The organism is Muricauda sp. SCSIO 64092 (assembly GCF_023016285.1).
In the GTDB taxonomy this organism is placed as follows: domain Bacteria; phylum Bacteroidota; class Bacteroidia; order Flavobacteriales; family Flavobacteriaceae; genus Croceivirga.
In genome coordinates, this window is the sequence record NZ_CP095413.1 from 4,174,927 (window position 1) to 4,193,804 (window position 18,878).

The following is an 18,878-nucleotide window of genomic DNA, read 5'->3' on the forward strand; positions in this document are numbered from 1 at the left end:
AAGTACAACCATTAACCTACTGCACATTAATGCCTCCAGGACTTGACACTAAAAAAAGAAATAAACTCGATACGATTATAGAAAAAATATTCTTGTTTTCTAAAACCAATCCAGAGAAAATTGTATTTAGGTTTTTAGAAGATGGAGAATTTGAAAAAGATACGAGAACCATAAAGGATTTAACGGATAGGGCTTTAGTAATATCTTCTAATTTACTCTCTTTAACTAAGCCTGGCGACCGTGTGCTACTTCTATATGACTCTGGTTTAGAATTTATCGATGCTTTTATTGGATGTTTATTTGCTGGTGTAATTGCAGTCCCTGCGATACCGCCAACTGGAAGACGAAATTTGGAAAGAGTTGAACGAATTATTGAGGATTGTGAGCCAAAATTAATCTTATCAACAAAGAAGATTTACGAGAAGACTGTTGTCAGAAAAAAAACATCATCACTTTCGGATATCGAATGGTTGATATATGAAGAAATAGAGAATAACATACAATTTAATTTACCTAAAATTCATCAAAATGATATAGCATTCCTACAATATACATCCGGTTCTACAGGCAATCCAAAAGGTGTCATGGTTACTCATGGAAACCTAATGCATAACAATCGGTTGATTGAAAAATGCTTTGGAAACACAAAGGATACAATAGGAGTAAATTGGCTCCCCCTATATCATGACATGGGACTAATAGGTAATGTAACACAAGCATTATACGTCGGCTTTGAATTAATAATAATGCCTCCAATTTCTTTTGTGCAAAAACCAATCCGTTGGTTTAAGGCAATAAACAAGTTTAAGGCAACTGCAACTGGCGGTGCAAATTTTGCGTATGACCTATGTTTAAATTCAATTAAGGATGAAGAAATTGCTGATTTAGACTTAAGCACCTGGGAATTAGCTTACAATGGTTCAGAGCCAATTAACCCTGTGACGGTGGAAAGGTTTATCGAACGATTTAAGAAATTTGGACTTCAAAATTTAAGAATACTACCATGCTACGGTACTGCCGAATCGACATTGATTATAAGTGGCACCAAAATCAAAAATCTAGAGTCCTCAATCATATTGGACAAAAAAAAATTGGGTTTAGGGAAAATTGAAATAGCTGGTAACCAAGAAGTAGACACAGTTAGGTTATTGGACAGTGGAAGGGTTTTAAAAGGCGTAGAAGTGAATATCGTTAATCCTGAGACCCAAAGCAAATCAGAAAAGAATGAAGTTGGAGAGATTTGGGTGAAAGGTCCTAGTGTAACACTTGGATATTGGAATAAGAACAAGTCTTCCGAAGAAACTTTTAAAAATTTCATTCAATTCCCAATATCCAATGAGAAAAATGTAGAAGGTCCTTTTTTAAGAACGGGAGATTTTGGTTTCATATATAACGAAAGACTATATATATCAGGACGTCTCAAAGAAATGATGATTTTCAATGGCGTGAATTATTTTCCGCAAGATTTGGAAAGAACTATTCAAAACTCCCACAAAGATTTACAAAAAAACTCAGGTGCAGTATTTAGCATAAATATAGGTGGCAATGAAAAGTTAATTGTTGCACAAGAAGTAAAGAGGACCAGTTTAAGAACTTTCAACTCAAGAGAAGTTTCCAAAGCTATTTTCGATTCAGTTTTTCAAAATCACTTTTTATCAATTTATGAATTAATCCTTATTAGCCCCGGCCGTATACCGAAAACGTCAAGTGGAAAGATACGGAGGTTATCAATGAAATTTTCTTACGAGTCGGGGAATTTAGAGGGAGTCCTAGAACGAATTTCTCCTAAAAAGAATGATACCGATTCAATAATAGCTTCAAACAAAACTGAGTATCAAAAAAAAGAAGTTTCGACTACCGAAAACGAAATACTTAACTGGATAACAAATAACATTGCGGAAGTATTAGATACTCCTAGAGAGGAAATTACCCCTGATAGACTTTTCGCTGAGCTAGGATTGAATTCCATTCAAAGTATCAGACTAACATCCATGTTATCCGATTTTTTAGGAAGAAATATATCCCCTACAATAATATTTAATTATCCAACTATCTCTGAACTGACATCGTATTTGGTAAGTGATAAAAGAACCACCATTCAAGATGAACCAAACACGAAAATCCAACTGAACACTGAAGATATTGCGATAATTGGTATGGCATGTCGATTTCCTAAAGCAAATAACCTTGAAGAATTCTGGAGTAATATTAAGGAAGGTATCGATTGTATAAGCCCTCTACCAAAAAATCGCATAAAATTAACCGGAATCGCAAACGATTGGATAACTGGAAGAACTAACAGTTGGGGTGGTTATTTGGAAAATATAGAAGATTTTGATGCTGAATTCTTTGATATTTCCCCAAGAGAAGCCAGGAACATGGACCCGCAACAAAGGATTCTCCTTGAACTCTGCAATGAATTGATTGAAAGGGCTGGATTTGCTAGTTCTCGATTAAAGGGCGCCAACATCGGTGTGTTTATTGGTGCAATGCAAAGCAATTATAGAGAACTAATTAATGCATCAGGCTCACACGATATTTATGCGAGTACTGGAACATCGCTAAGTGTGCTTGCAAACAGAATATCCTATTTTTTTGATTTTACAGGCCCCAGTCTAACTTTAGATACTGCTTGCTCGTCTTCTTTAGTTTCGGTCCACACGGCAATACAAAGTATCCAAACCGGCGAATGCCATATGGCAATTGCTGGAGGGGTAAACTTGATATTGACGCCTGAAACTACATTGGCTTTATCCAATGCTGGAATGATGGCAGGTGATGGGAGATGTAAAACCTTTGACGATTCCGCAGATGGATATGTGAGAAGTGAAGGGTCGGGACTGGTATTACTCAAACCCTTATCTAAAGCAATTCAAGATGGTGACAAAGTACATGCTGTAATAAGGGGGTCTGCTGTAAACCAAGATGGAAAAAGTAATGGATTAACTGCACCAAATGGATTATTACAGCAAAAAGTAATTCTCTCGGCACTCAAAAGGGCGAATCTGGAACCCCACAATATAAGTTATGTGGAATCTCATGGGACTGGAACAACTTTGGGAGACCCAATAGAAGTAGAAGCTCTTAATCAAACTTATGGAGCAAATAGATATGTTAATAAACCTTTGATTGTAGGATCAGTGAAGGCCAATATTGGCCATTTGGAATCGGCTGCAGGTATTGCCGGTTTAATTAAGGCTGTTCTTTGCATGAATCATAATTTAATTCCTAAGCAACTACATTTTAATAATCCAAATAATTATATCCATTGGAAGGATATTTCAGTCAAGGTTGCCGATAAACTAACTCCATGGTATAGTGAATTGGGACAGAAACGACGGGCTGGTGTGAGCTCTTTCGGTTTTGGCGGGGTCAATTCCCACGTTATTCTTGAAGAAAGTCCCTATATAAATAGGAGTGAAAATAAAACACAGAAGGCTACTGAAAGATTTAATATTTTTCCAATTTCTGCCTATGATAAGGGGGCATTGCAAGCACTTTGTCTTAAAAACACAGCACTCTTACAAAAGGAAGGTAATGTAAGCTTGGATGATTTTGCTTTCAGTCTTGCCACAACAAGAAATCATTACTCTCAAAGAATTTCTATTGTTTCAAAAAACAAAAAAGAATTGGTTTCCGCTTTAGATAAGCTGGCATTTTCTATCAAGTCCTTAAACAACCATAATCAGCTAAAGCCAGCATTTTTGTTCACTGGACAAGGGTCCCAATATTTGGGAATGGGAAGTCAACTATACGCAGAGGAACCCGTTTTCAGGAAATCAATAGACAAATGTTCAGAAATACTTCAAGAATTCATTGGGTTAGATATAAGACCCATTATGTTTTCTGAGGTTTCAATTAAAGACAATTGTGAACTGGACAGAACTGCAATTACTCAACCAGCACTTTTTAGTATTGGATACGCACTATACCGACTTTGGAGCAGTTGGGGAGTCAATCCCCATGCCTTATTAGGTCATAGTATAGGGGAGGTTACTGCTGCTTGTATTGCTGGGGTTTTTTCTTTGAAAGACGCCTTGTTATTAATTGCAATGAGAGGGCAGTTTATGCAGGATTTGAAAGAGAAAGGAACTATGCTATCAATTGAAGCTACTCCAAAGAATGTTGAAAAATTGATTTCTGATAAGCATGATAAAATTGCAATTGCGGCCATAAATGGCCCAAAACATGTTGTCCTTTCTGGAGATCATTTAACGGTCCTTTCAATCAAAAAAATTCTGGAGGCAAAAAATATCAAATGTCGAGATTTAAAAGTTTCCCACGGATTTCATTCACCGTTGATGAAGCCAATGCTAAAACCATTTAAAGAAATTCTGAAAAAGATTAGCTATAAGAAACCAAATCTAAAAATAATCAGCACAGTTTCTGGCAGCGAGGTAAACTTGGAAATGAGTAATCCAGATTATTGGCTTAAACACATTATTAGTACCGTAAATTTTGAGGATGGTCTTCTGTGCATGGAAAAAGCTGGCATCAATTCTTTTATAGAAATAGGACCTCAACCTGTACTTTCCTCTTTGGGACAAAGAGTTCTTAAAAAATCTTCTGAATATTTATGGATTCCATCTATGAAAAGGAAGGTTAACGAAAACAAGCAAATTCTCTTAGGTCTTTCAAAATGGTATGATAAAGGAGGTTCAATTGATTGGAATTCATTCTACCAGAAAAAGAAGGCTAAAAAAGTTCCCTGCCCAACCTATCCTTTTCAAAGGGAAAAATATTGGATAAAATATGTTCCAAACCAGTTCTCGTCTCAAAAAGAAACCATTTCAGAACCAATAGATGATCAAAATCTAAATATCCTTTCAATTGAATCAATAGAACGCCGATTACGACAAATAACAGCCGAAATTCTCGAGATAGATGAAAACGAAGTGATGTCAACCGTCAACCTGATTGAACTTGGTGCAGATTCCTTGGCATTTATGGAGATTATAGGCGATGTGGAAAACGAATACAAAATCAAAATTCCCAATAGGAGACTTTATGAGGATTTGACCAATTTAGAGGCAATTACAGGTTTCGTTCGTGCCGAAGCGATTAAAGTTAGCCACAAAGAAAACAAGACACTTGTACCACTTTTGGATAATAGGCAATCACACTATTCGGATACGCATGATAAACAAGAAGAAACAATTATCGCAAATAAACAATTCGAATTACCTCTAATATTGTCTCAAAAACAACTTTTCCGTTTAGACCAAGTTGATCCTGAGATGTCCTTAGGGTACATTCTTTGTTTTAGTCTTCACATCAGAGGGACATTGAATTTTCCTGCTCTGCAATTTGCCGTGAATCAGATGCTTTCAGACAATCCCTTATTGTTTGGCAAAATTTCAGAGGACGGCGAGAAATTAATCTATTCAAACAGTTTTGACCTTCCCAAGATCAATGAGATAGACGTAAGTCTTCTTAATCAAAAAGAAGTTGAGAAAACCCTCGCTGAACTTATAGAATCTAGTTTAAAACAAAGTTTTAAACTTACAGAAGGTCCCCTAATTCGTTTCCATGGATTAAAAAAACCTGAGGACGAATATTGCCTTATCATATCATTACCTCATATAGTCGTTGACGGCTGGTCATGTGTTCTTCTAGTCCAGGAGTTAGCATCAAACTATAATCATCTGATGTCAAATAAAAGGCACACAGAATTGCATAAAGTACCTTTTTCAAATTATGGGAACTGGCTAACCGATCAAACAGCGACAGAATCTTGGAAAGAAAGTGAAAAGTACTTTTTGAAAACCTTTCTAACGAAACCTCTTAGTATAAAACTTCCTTTTCCAAGGACCCAAAGAAGGACGGCGGGGTCGGAGACTATGCACGGGACAAAGAAAAGAAGTCTCAAAATTAAGGAATGGAGTAGCGATAAGGGTTTTACCACCTACATTACTTTACTGTCTTGCTTTGAAGTTCTTCTTTTCAAGATCACTGCCCTTAAAGAAATGGTTATAGGAACGCCTGTTGCCGGAAGGCCATTGGCTGAAAATCACAAAACCGTAGGTTACTTTTCCCATTTGATGCCACTTCTTTCGGAATATGAGCCGAGTATGGCTGTTCTGGAATTTTTTGAGCGAATAAAGAAGCAGTTTCTGAATGCTTATGACAATCAGAGTTATCCATATTCATCTTTTTTGGAGCTCATGAAGCGAGAGGGAAAACCGGCGAATGACCTTATAAATGTGGTCTTTAACTTCGATGTTGGAGTTGGAGATTTCGAAATGATTGGCCTGAAAACCTCTTTTCAACAGCATAAGGCCTTATATACTGATTTTGATATCACACTTAACGTAATTGAGTATGAAGGAGAGCTAGTTTTTAATCTAGAGTATTCCGAAGCAATTTTAAGTTCTGAAGACGCTCATAATTTACTAGAAAGCTATCTCAACATTATTGATTCAGTCACTGATAAAGAGCTATCCACCCTTAAGGACATCACTCTATTATCCGAAGACAAGATACTTGATTTAAAAGCTTTCCAGGGACCCGAGGTTGCCTACGATTCAGAGAAGACACTGGTCGACCTCTTTGAACAACAGGCACGCTCCACTCCGGAGAACGTGGCCCTGGTTTATCAAGAACAGACCCTTACGTACCGTGAGCTCGACCGCCGTTCGAACCAGTTGGCCCGACACCTGAAACAGCTCGGCGCAGGCCAGGAAGCATTGGTGGGCATATGCATTGAGCGCTCACTGGAGATGGTCATCGGCATCCTGGGGATACTCAAGTCGGGAGGGGCCTACGTGCCCATCGACCCCGACTATCCCTCACAGCGCATTGGTTATATACTGGAGGACGCACAGATCGAATTGTTGCTGAGCTCCAGTGGGAGCATCGAAAACGTTCCCGATCTGGACCACCGTACCGTGCTCCTCGACAGGGATTGGGAAACCATATCCCAGCGGTCCGCCCGTAAGCTCTCCTCAGGGCCCTCCCAGGAAAACCTCGCATATGTCATATTCACCAGTGGGTCGACCGGACAACCCAAAGGCGTCATGATTGAGCATCGCAGTCTTTTAGACAAAATTGTTTCGGAAAGAGCTTTGCTGAACAAAGAAAGTCTACTCAATAGCTGCCTGGTTACCAGTTTTGCTTTTGATGTTTCCCTACTGGAAATATTTATCACTTTGGTTGCAGGAGGGAAGCTTGCGATTCCTTCAATGGAAACCATCCATAATCCGGAATCTTTGGTATCCCTATTAATTAAGGAAGAAGTTACAACCCTTCAAGGCACGCCGAGCTTCTTTTCCAGTGTTTTGGCTGTTCTTGATACGGAACAAGCCGAGAAATTGAAGCTTTCCAAAGTTTGCGTTGGAGGAGAATCATTAACGGCCAATTTATTGACTCAATTCCAAAAAAAGCTTCCTAAAACAAAACTAAATAATCATTATGGCCCCACTGAGACTACAATAGACTGTATCGTCTATGAAAATGTAAAAGACTTCAACGACAACATTATTGGTAAACCACTGCCAAATACCAATGTTTTTATAGTCAATAGGGAGTTCAACCTTCTGCCAACCGGGGTCATTGGTGAACTCTGTATTTCTGGAGCCGGTGTTGCCAGAGGGTATTTAAACAATGTGAAACTTACTAGTAAGAACTTTGTTATAAATCCGTTTGAGGACCTAAGAGATAAACATCTTTACCAAACAGGAGATTTAGCACGTTGGCGAGCCGATGGCACCATTGAATTCATAGGTAGAAAAGACAGGCAGATTAAAATTAATGGGTATCGGATTGAACTAGAGGAAATTGAAAAAATTTCATTAAAAAGTTCCGCGATTACTAACTTTTGTGTTGACCTTCGAAAGAATGCCAAAGATGAGGCTAGGCTAGTAGGATACGTGGAAGGCAGTAATGAAGAAATAAAGAAGCTTCAGGAAATTCTAAAAGCGAAACTTCCACATTATATGCTTCCCTCAATTTGGGTTTCTTTGGATAAAATGCCTTTAGGGTTAACTGGCAAGGTCAATTACGATGCTTTACCAGATCCCACGAGTTCATTGGTCTCCTCTAAGTCATTTCAAGGACCAAGAAATGATGGCGACAAGGAGATTGCCTTGATTTGGAAAGAGCTTTTAGGTGTTGAAAGAATAGGGATACATGACAATTTTTTCCAATTAGGAGGAGATTCTATAATCGCCATTCAGGTGGCAGGGCGCCTTAAAAAACAGGGGTATCAAATTACTCCGAGAGACCTCTTTAACTTTCAAACCATTGCTTCCTTGTCAGATTCACTTAATAAGGAACGTCTAATTACAGTTGGAGAACAGGGAATCCTTAGTGGAAAAAGCCCATTATCTCCTATTCAACTTTGGTATTTTGACAATGAATACATTGCGGGTTCATCATACAATCAGTCTGTCCTACTACCAATAAGTAAGGAAGTTTCTTCTACTGTAATTAAGGATATGATAAGGCAGATCTATTCCTTTCATGATGCTCTTAGGTTTAATTACCGTAATATTGATGGCATATGGAAACAAGAATATTCATCAATCACCGAGCTGCCATTAAATGAGATAAATCTTCGAAAGACAGAAGACCCTATAAAAAAGGCGGAAGCTTTTATCGCTTCCTTTGGACAGGCGGAGTCTTTGGATAAAGGGCCACTGTTCCAGGCGACAATTTTGAATGCTGCAAGTGAAGATTCAGAAAACCACTTACTACTTGTTGCTCATCACCTCTTAATTGACGTGGTTTCATGGAAAATTTTACTCGAAGACTTTGTAGACCTGCTAGAAACTTGGAACGGTATTGACAATATACCTAAGGAACAAAAGGGAAGTTCTTACCGGCAATGGGTAATAGAATTGACCAAATATGCCAATAGCCAATATGTGATTGACGAGCTTAACTATTGGCAGTCACTAGCCGAAAGTTACTATAGCTTGCCACTAGATTTACCCTTAATGCCTTCAAAATGGGAAAATCTCCAAAAAGAGAAATGTCGTTTTAGCCAAGATACTACTTCACTTCTCACTAAGGTGGCTCATTCTGCCTATGGAGCAGAGGTCGAAGAAATTCTATTAAGTGCCTTAACCCTTACCATTACTGAATGGACTTCTCAAAAACATGTACTTATTGGTTTAGAAGGACATGGTAGGGACCTACAAACAGATTCCTTGGATATAAGCAGGACGGTAGGGTGGTTTACAAATTTGTATCCTGTCAGATTGAACGCTTTAAGTAGCTCTGATCTCGGAAGCGCAATCAGGCGTGTGAAAGATGAGTTGAGAGGTATTCCTAACAAAGGACTTGGTTTTATGGCTTTGAGATATCTAAATTCATCGGAGGCTACAAGATCCAAACTGCGGGATGTTAAATGGGATATAGCCTTTAATTACATTGGTAGAATAGACAATGTCCTGGACGGACAAGGAAAATTAAATCTGAGAAAGGCAATTTTCGATTCACATTTTGATGAAAGAATACCCTTTGGGAACAAACTTGAAATCGAGGCAGAAATAAGTGAAGGCAGTTTAAATTTTGTTTGGAATTATTCAAGCTTGAATTACAAAGCTGATACGATTAAGCGCCTTTCCAACAACTTCAAGACTCACCTTAATGCCCTTATTGAACACTGTGCAAGCCAAGCTGAAAGGAATTTCACCCTTTCTGATTTTAATCTTCCAAAAGAAGTTACCGAAAGTCAGTTAGATGAATTACGGGGCTTTTTGCTAGAAGAAAAACTACTTGACACTTTCTCGCCAAGCTCAACTTATCGTTTGAGTCCCCTACAGGAGGGCATCTTATTTCACAGTCTTTACAGTAAATTTTCGGACGTCTATTTAGAGCAGTTGCGAATAGATCTGGTCGGAGAACTAGAGGTGGAAGCAGTGAAGGCTTCCTGGAATCATATTTTAAAAAGCCACAGTGCTTTGCGTAGTGGATTTTTGTTTCAAAACTCTGTTGCACCATTGCAATATGTAGCGAATCATACAGAAATGCCGTTCGCGTACTTTGATTATAGCTCAGAACTACAAGTTGATGTTGATAAAAAGCTAGCTGCTTTTCTAGAAAACGATAGAGAACTAGGTTTTGAAATGGAGAAAGCTCCGTTAATGAGAATTGGCCTCATAAGAACGGGAAAATTGTCTTACTCTATGGTCCTTACCCATCATCATTTAATCATAGATGGATGGTCTCTGGCCTTAGTTCTTAAGAAATTTATAGAGGCGTACGATAAGTTTTCTAAAGGTCTAGAATCCTCTATCACATCAGTTGATTCGTATAAAGAATTCATTGATTATTTAAATAGTAGGGATCAAGTAAAGGATGAAACTTTTTGGCAGGATTATCTGAGAAATATTACCACACCTTGTAAACTTCCTTTCTACAACTTCAATGAAACTTTACAAAATGATTATAAGGGAAGAAGCAATTTAAGGTGGGAAATCAGTAGAGATCTTACAAAAAAAATTGAACGGTACACTAAAAAGAATCAAATTACCATGAGCACCTTGGTGCAGGGAACATGGTCTTATTTGATAGCTAAGTACAAGCAGACATCGGATGTTGTTTTTGGAGTTACTGTGTCAGGGCGTCCTTCAGGCATTCCAAATATCGAACAAAGGGTTGGGTTATATATAAATACGCTGCCATTAGTTGTGACCATAAAGCTAGACCTATCGATTAAGGAATGGCTGTCATCCATCCAATTAGGGCATTCAGAATGTCGGGAATTTCAGTATACTGGTCTTTCAAGAATACAAAACTTAGTTTTACCGCATTCTGCCGAAGGCTTGTTTGATAATATTATTGTTTTTGAGAATTACCCGATACCTGATATTTTCTCCAGTGCTGATAAGACATTTGAGGCTAGAGTTGTTGAGCCCGAAGAACATACCAATTATCCGTTAACGATTAAGGTATCAATAGCAACAAATTGGGTTATTGAATTTCTGTATGATGGCTACTTGTTAGAGTCAGCAGTAATTCAAATGATTAGAAATCACTTTGAGAATGTTTTAGAAAAGATAGTTACTTCTAATGAGAAGACCTCCTTAAAGGACCTCTCCATCTTGGGGAGCCAGGAGTTGGCTTTATTACTAGAAGACTTCCAGGGCCCCGAGGTTGTTTACGACTCAGAGAAGACATTAGTTGCTCTTTTTGAGCAGCAGGCCCGCTCCACACCGGAGCATGTGGCCCTGGTCTACCAGGACCGGACCCTTACATACCGTGAGCTCGACCGCCGTTCGAACCAGTTGGCGCGTTACCTAAAAGGGCAGGGTTCTGGCCCGGAGGTGTTGGTGGGCATATGCATAGGGCGTTCCCTGGAGATGGTAATTGGGATATTGGGGATACTGAAGTCGGGCGGGGCCTATGTGCCCATGGATCCAGACTATCCCTCACAGCGCATCGGTTATATGCTCGAGGATGCACAGATCGAGTTATTGCTAAGCTCCAGTGGGAGTATAGGCAGTGTCCCTGATTTGGGTCAGCGTACGGTACTTCTGGACAGGGATTGGGCGTTGATATCGGAAGAGTCAACCCGCAAGTTGTCCCGGAAGTCTTCATCGGATAACCTGGCCTATGTGATCTACACCAGTGGATCAACCGGGCAACCCAAAGGGGTTATGGTTGAGCACAAAGGCTTGCTGAATCGTTTATTATGGGCTAATGCACATTATACTTCCTTCTCTCATACTGATGTAGTTCTTCAGAAGACCACTTTTTCATTTGATGTTTCTTTTTGGGAAATTATGTGGCCATTAATTCAAGGCGCGAAATTGGTTTTGGTCGGGCCTGACGGGCAAAATTCCATGAGATATTTAAAAGAGGTGATTGAAGAGCATGAGATTACTACAATTCATTTTGTCCCATCGGTTCTTGTAGAATTCCTTTCAGAAATTACGATTGGAGATTGTGAATCTTTAAAGAGAGTACTATGTAGTGGTGAAGCTTTACAAATTGGGCATGTCAAAGCTTTTAAGGACAAATTTCCAGATAAGCGATTGGATAATTTGTATGGTCCTACCGAGGCTTCTATAGAGGTAACCTCTTGGAAAGCTCCAAACAGTGGTGAGGAGGTCAACTTTACGGCTATCGGCAAGCCCATATCGAACACCCGCCTGTACATCGTATCGGAGGACACGGTCCTGTGCCCGATCGGCATAGTCGGGGAGCTGTGTATCTCCGGTTCCGGTCTGTCCAGGGGCTATCTGAACCGTCCGGACCTGACCGCCTCGAAGTTCGTCCCCAACCCCTTCAGCGGCATCGAGGGCGACCTTATGTACCGAACCGGTGACCTGGCACGCTGGCTGCCCAACGGCAACATAGAGTTCATCGGACGGGCCGACCACCAGGTAAAGATACGCGGCTACCGCATCGAACTGGGCGAGATCGAGAGTGTTTTATCCCAGGAAGATCAAATCAGTTCAAGTTGTGTTCTGGTCCATACCGACGAGAACGGTTCCAAACGGTTGGTGGGGTACGTTGTGGCCGACGGGGACCTGGACCGTACGGAACTGCAGAAAAGCTTGAAGCAGCAACTACCGGATTATATGGTGCCCACGATATGGGTGGAACTGGATGGTATGCCCTTGACCGCCAACGGAAAGATAGACCGTGCTTCCCTTCCCTTGCCCGACCAGTCCTCGCTCTCAACCCGGGCCTATGTCGGTCCCCGGACCGAGACGGAGGAGTCCCTGGCCGCTATTTGGCAGGAGCTGTTGGGCGTAGACCGCATCGGTGTCCTGGACAATTTCTTCGAACTGGGGGGACATTCCCTACTGGCAACGCGACTGGTATCGATGGTCCGCCGCCAGATGGACGTGGACCTGGCCATCAGGGATGTTTTTGTACACCCTACCATTTCAGAGTTGGGGGGCCATATATCGGGGCATTCCACAGGGGTATTGTTGCCCTCCATTGTCCCCTATGACCGTTCGGGTATGGACAGGGTCCCATTGTCCTACAGCCAGGAGCGTTTGTGGTTCATCGACCAGTTACAGGGCAGTTTGGAATATCACATTCCCTTTGTCCTGCGCTTGGAAGGCACATTGGATCGCACCTTGTTAGCAGATTCTTTACGGGAGATAGTCTCCCGCCACGAGGTGTTGCGCACCGTTATCCTATCGGATGAGGGCGTGGGCCACCAAGAGGTCCTCCCATCGGAGGACTGGGCCTTGGAGTATTATGATGCCGTGGAGCGCTCGGATGTAGAGGGCTATCTCAGCCTGTTCCTTTCAAGGGCCTTTGACCTTTCCAAGGACTATATGTTACGGGTGGGACTGTACAGGTTGGGTGAAGCGGAACATATTTTGGCCGGGGCCTTCCACCACATAGCAAGTGATGGCTGGTCCAACGCCATACTCATCAATGAGTTCGTGGCACTATACGGTTCAAAGAAGTCCGGGCTTCCGCACGGGCTCCCCGCGCTTGGGATCCAGTATTCGGATTATGCCCTATGGCAACGGGAGCACATAAGCGGTTCGTTTTTAGAAGAACAGCTGTCCTATTGGGAGGCCCATCTCAAGGATGTTTCAGTTTTGACCTTACCGACGGATCGTCCCCGTAGCCCGCAGGTGGACAGTTCCGGTGGCAGTCTGTCCTTTGAACTGCCCCCGGACCTGAGTGCTTCGATCCGTGGCCGCTGCCAGGAAGAGGGCGTTACCCTGTTCATGTTTTTGTTGGCGGCCTTCAAGGTACTGTTGTACCGGTACAGCGGACAGAACGATATATGTGTGGGGACGTCCGTTGCCAACAGGACACAACAGGAACTCGAGGGGCTCATAGGGTTCTTCGTCAATACTTTGGCCCTTCGCAGTGATGTCTCGGGGAACACAGCTTTCCGTTCCTTCCTCTCACAGGTCAAACGGACAACATTGGATGCGTACGAACACCAGCACGCACCCTTCGAAAAGATCGTCGACCGTACCGTCAAGACAAGGGACATGGCAACAAGCCCCCTGTTCCAGGTGATGTTTGTGCTACAGAATACACCGGAGGAACGTGAAATCGTCATGGAAGGGCTTTCCATAAACCTTATGGAGAATCACGATGGTATTGCTAAAATAGATATAGCATTTAATGTAAATGAGACAGCGGAGAATCTTCAACTGGTAATCGAATACCGTAGCTCTTTATTCGACCGTTCCACCATGGAGCGTATGGCCTCGCATTACCGCGAGCTACTGGAGGGTATCGTTCTGGACCTGGACCGGTCTGTGGGCAGTATCCCTATGCTCACCTCCCAGGAGCTGGCCACGGTACTGGAAGCTTTCCAGGGGCCCGAGGTTGTTTACGACTCAGAGAAGACATTAGTTGATCTTTTTGAGGAGCAGGCCCGCTCCACTCCGGAGAACGTGGCCCTGGTCTACCAGGACCGGACCCTTACATACCGTGAGCTCGACCGCCGTTCGAACCAGTTGGCGCGTTACCTAAAAGGGCAGGGTTCTGGCCCGGAGGCATTGGTGGGGATATGTATAGAGCGTTCCCTGGAGATGGTAATTGGGATATTGGGGATACTGAAGTCGGGCGGGGCCTATGTGCCCATGGATCCAGACTATCCTTCCCAGCGCATCGGTTATATGCTCGAGGATTCACAGATCAGATTGTTGCTAAGCTCCAGCGGGAGCATCGAAAACGTGCCCGATCTGGACCACCGTACCGTGCTCCTCGACAGGGATTGGGGGACGATATCCCAGCAGTCAACCCGCAAGCTCTCCACAGGCCCCTCCCAGGAAAACCTCGCTTATGTCATCTACACCAGCGGGTCGACAGGGCAGCCAAAAGGCGTCATGATCGAGCATCACAGTATACGCAACCTGGTAGTTTCCCAGATAGCGATATTCAATGTCACTGCAGAGAGCAGTGTATTGCAATTTGCCTCCTTTGGATTTGATGCCTCCTGTTCAGAGCTATTTACCACCCTTCTAACGGGTGCCTCGCTTATTGTTCCGACCAAAGAAGAATTGTTGTCCACCACCCGGGCCGTTGATCTTATGAATACCCATAAGGTCGATGTAGTGACTTTACCGCCTTCTTATCAGGTATTACTGAAAGATATGCAAGTTCCCTCACTGCGGACGATTATTTCCGCCGGAGAATCGTTAAACATCCCTGTAACCAAGCACTTTCAATCTCAGGGCATCCGTATAGTGAACTTTTATGGTCCCACGGAGAATACCATAGGGACTTCCATGTCGGAGAATCCGATACTATCCAATGGACTATCAACCATCGGCAAACCCATATCAAACACCCGCCTGTACATCGTATCGGAGGACACGGCCCTGTGCCCGATCGGCATAGTCGGGGAGCTGTGTATCTCCGGTTCCGGTCTGTCCAGGGGCTATCTCAACCGTCCGGACCTGACCGCCTCGAAGTTCGTCCCCAACCCCTTCAGCGGCATCGAGGGCGACCTTATGTACCGAACCGGTGACCTGGCACGCTGGCTGCCCGACGGCAACATAGAGTTCATCGGACGGGCCGACCACCAGGTAAAGATCCGTGGCTACCGCATCGAACTCGGGGAGATCGAGAGCGTCCTTTCACAACAGGGGCAGATCGGCTCCAGCTGTGTCGTGGTCCATACCGACGAGAACGGTTCCAAACGGTTGGTGGGGTACGTTGTGGCCGACGGGGACCTGGACCGTACGGAACTGCAGAAAAGCTTGAAGCAGCAACTACCGGATTATATGGTGCCCACGATATGGGTGGAACTGGATGGTATGCCCTTGACCGCCAATGGAAAGATAGACCGTGCTTCCCTTCCCTTGCCCGACCAGTCCTCGCTCTCAACCCGGGCCTATGTCGGTCCCCGGACCGAGACGGAGGAGTCCCTGGCCGCTATTTGGCAGGAGCTGTTGGGCGTAGACCGCATCGGTGTCCTGGACAATTTCTTCGAACTGGGGGGACATTCCCTACTGGCAACGCGACTGGTATGGTATCGATGGTCCGCCGCCAGATGGACGTGGACCTGGCCATCAGGGATGTTTTTGTACACCCTACCATTTCAGAGTTGGGGGGCCATATATCGGGGCATTCCACAGGGGTATTGTTGCCCTCCATTGTCCCCTATGACCGTTCGGGTATGGACAGGGTCCCATTGTCCTACAGCCAGGAGCGTTTGTGGTTCATCGACCAGTTACAGGGCAGTTTGGAATATCACATTCCCTTTGTCCTGCGCTTGGAAGGCACATTGGATCGCACCTTGTTAGCAGATTCTTTACGGGAGATAGTCTCCCGCCACGAGGTGTTGCGCACCGTTATCCTATCGGATGAGGGCGTGGGCCACCAAGAGGTCCTCCCATCGGAGGACTGGGCCTTGGAGTATTATGATGCCGTGGAGCGCTCGGATGTAGAGGGCTATCTCAGCCTGTTCCTTTCAAGGGCCTTTGACCTTTCCAAGGACTATATGTTACGGGTGGGACTGTACAGGTTGGGTGAAGCGGAACATATTTTGGCCGGGGCCTTCCACCACATAGCAAGTGATGGCTGGTCCAACGCCATACTCATCAATGAGTTCGTGGCACTATACGGTTCAAAGAAGTCCGGGCTTCCGCACGGGCTCCCCGCGCTTGGGATCCAGTATTCGGATTATGCCCTATGGCAACGGGAGCACATAAGCGGTTCGTTTTTAGAAGAACAGCTGTCCTATTGGGAGGGCCATCTTAAGGACGTTTCAGTTTTGACCTTACCGACGGATCGTCCCCGTAGCCCGCAGGTAGATAGTTCCGGTGGCAGCCTGTCCTTTGAACTGCCCCCCGATTTGAGCGCTTCGATCCATGGCCGTTGCCAGGAAGAGGGCGTTACCCTGTTCATGTTTTTGTTGGCGGCCTTCAAGGTACTGTTGTATCCGGTACAGCGGACAGAACGATATATGTGTGGGGACGTCCGTTGCCAACAGGACACAACAGGAACTCGAGGGGCTCATAGGGTTCTTTGTCAATACTTTGGCACTTCGCAGTGATGTGAGTGGCAAGTCTAGTTTCCGTTCCTTCCTCTCCCAGTTAAGGCAGACCACCTTATCGGCCTATGACCATCAGCATGCACCTTTTGAGAAGGTCGTCGACCGTACCGTCAAGACAAGGGACATGGCAACAAGCCCCCTGTTCCAGGTTGCCTTTGCATTACAGCATGCTGCGGATGAAGCAGGGCTTGAGATGGAAGGGCTATCACTAGAATTCAAAGATATAACCGAACATACTTCGAAATTTGATATCACCCTTACCGCCACCGAATTGGATACCGGTATTGCGATGAACATCGAATACCGCAGCTCTTTATTTGATCGTTCCACCATGGAGCGTATGGCCTCGCATTACCGTGGGCTATTGGAGGGTATCGTTTTAGATCTGGACCGGTCTGTGGGAAGTATCCCTATGCTCACCTCTGAGGAGCTGACCACGGTACTGGAGGACTTCCAGGGCCCCGAGGTTGTTTACGACTCAGAGAAGACATTAGTTGATCTTTTTGAGGAGCAGGCCCGCTCCACACCGGAGCATGTGGCCCTGGTCTACCAGGACCGGACCCTTACATACCGTGAGCTCGACCGCCGTTCGAACCAGTTGGCGCGTTACCTAAAAGGGCAGGGTTCTGGCCCGGAGGCATTGGTGGGGATATGTATAGAGCGTTCCCTGGAGATGGTAATTGGGATATTGGGGATACTGAAGTCGGGCGGGGCCTATGTGCCCATGGATCCAGACTATCCTTCCCAGCGCATCGGTTATATGCTCGAGGATTCACAGATCAGATTGTTGCTAAGCTCCAGCGGGAGCATCGAAAACGTGCCCGATCTGGACCACCGTACCGTGCTCCTCGACAGGGATTGGGGGACGATATCCCAGCAGTCAACCCGCAAGCTCTCCACAGGCCCCTCCCAGGAAAACCTCGCTTATGTCATCTACACCAGCGGGTCGACAGGGCAGCCAAAAGGCGTCATGATCGAGCATCACAGTATACGCAACCTGGTAGTTTCCCAGATAGCGATATTCAATGTCACTGCAGAGAGCAGTGTATTGCAATTTGCCTCCTTTGGATTTGATGCCTCCTGTTCAGAGCTATTTACCACCCTTCTAACGGGTGCCTCGCTTATTGTTCCGACCAAAGAAGAATTGTTGTCCACCACCCGGGCCGTTGATCTTATGAATACCCATAAGGTCGATGTAGTGACTTTACCGCCTTCTTATCAGGTATTACTGAAAGATATGCAAGTTCCCTCACTGCGGACGATTATTTCCGCCGGAGAATCGTTAAACATCCCTGTAACCAAGCACTTTCAATCTCAGGGCATCCGTATAGTGAACTTTTATGGTCCCACGGAGAATACCATAGGGACTTCCATGTCGGAGAATCCGATACTATCCAATGGACTATCAACCATCGGCAAACCCATATCAAACACCCGCCTGTACATCGTATCGGAGGACACGGCCCTGTGCCCGATCGGCATAGTCGGGGAGCTGTGTATCTCCGGTTCCGGTCTGTCCAGGGGCTATCTCAACCGTCCGGACCTGACCGCCTCGAAGTTCGTCCCCAACCCCTTCAGCGGCATCGAGGGCGACCTTATGTACCGAACCGGTGACCTGGCACGCTGGCTGCCCGACGGCAACATAGAGTTCATCGGACGGGCCGACCACCAGGTAAAGATCCGTGGCTACCGCATCGAACTCGGGGAGATCGAGAGCGTCCTTTCACAACAGGGGCAGATCGGCTCCAGCTGTGTCGTGGTCCATACCGACGAGAACGGTTCCAAACGGTTGGTGGGGTACGTTGTGGCCGACGGGGACCTGGACCGTACGGAACTGCAGAAAAGCTTGAAGCAGCAACTACCGGATTATATGGTGCCCACGATATGGGTGGAACTGGATGGTATGCCCTTGACCGCCAATGGAAAGATAGACCGT

2 protein-coding genes and 1 pseudogene are annotated in these 18,878 nt (G+C 44.5%); all 3 read left to right on the forward strand.

Annotated features, from left to right (window positions below; translation table 11 throughout):
- Positions 1 to 29 precede the first annotated feature (29 nt).
- Positions 30 to 16,190, forward strand: a complete 16,161-nt coding sequence (locus tag L0P88_RS17560; RefSeq protein WP_409557690.1) for an amino acid adenylation domain-containing protein — start codon at positions 30 to 32, stop codon at positions 16,188 to 16,190.
- Entirely contained in the window at positions 16,130 to 16,942 is an 813-nt protein-coding gene (locus L0P88_RS24000; protein WP_281499691.1) for a condensation domain-containing protein, read from the forward strand. The genes L0P88_RS17560 and L0P88_RS24000 overlap by 61 nt, the downstream gene beginning before the upstream one ends.
- Positions 16,857 to 18,857, forward strand: a pseudogene (locus L0P88_RS17565) (non-ribosomal peptide synthetase); the annotation flags it as partial. The gene L0P88_RS24000 and the pseudogene L0P88_RS17565, both read left to right, overlap by 86 nt.
- Between the last annotated feature and the right edge of the window lie 21 nt (positions 18,858 to 18,878).

Bases quoted from the DNA above. Each gene is read 5' to 3' on its own strand.
- L0P88_RS17560 (WP_409557690.1), top strand. From the start codon at position 30: ATGCCTCCAGGACTTGACACTAAAAAAAGAAATAAACTCGATACGATT.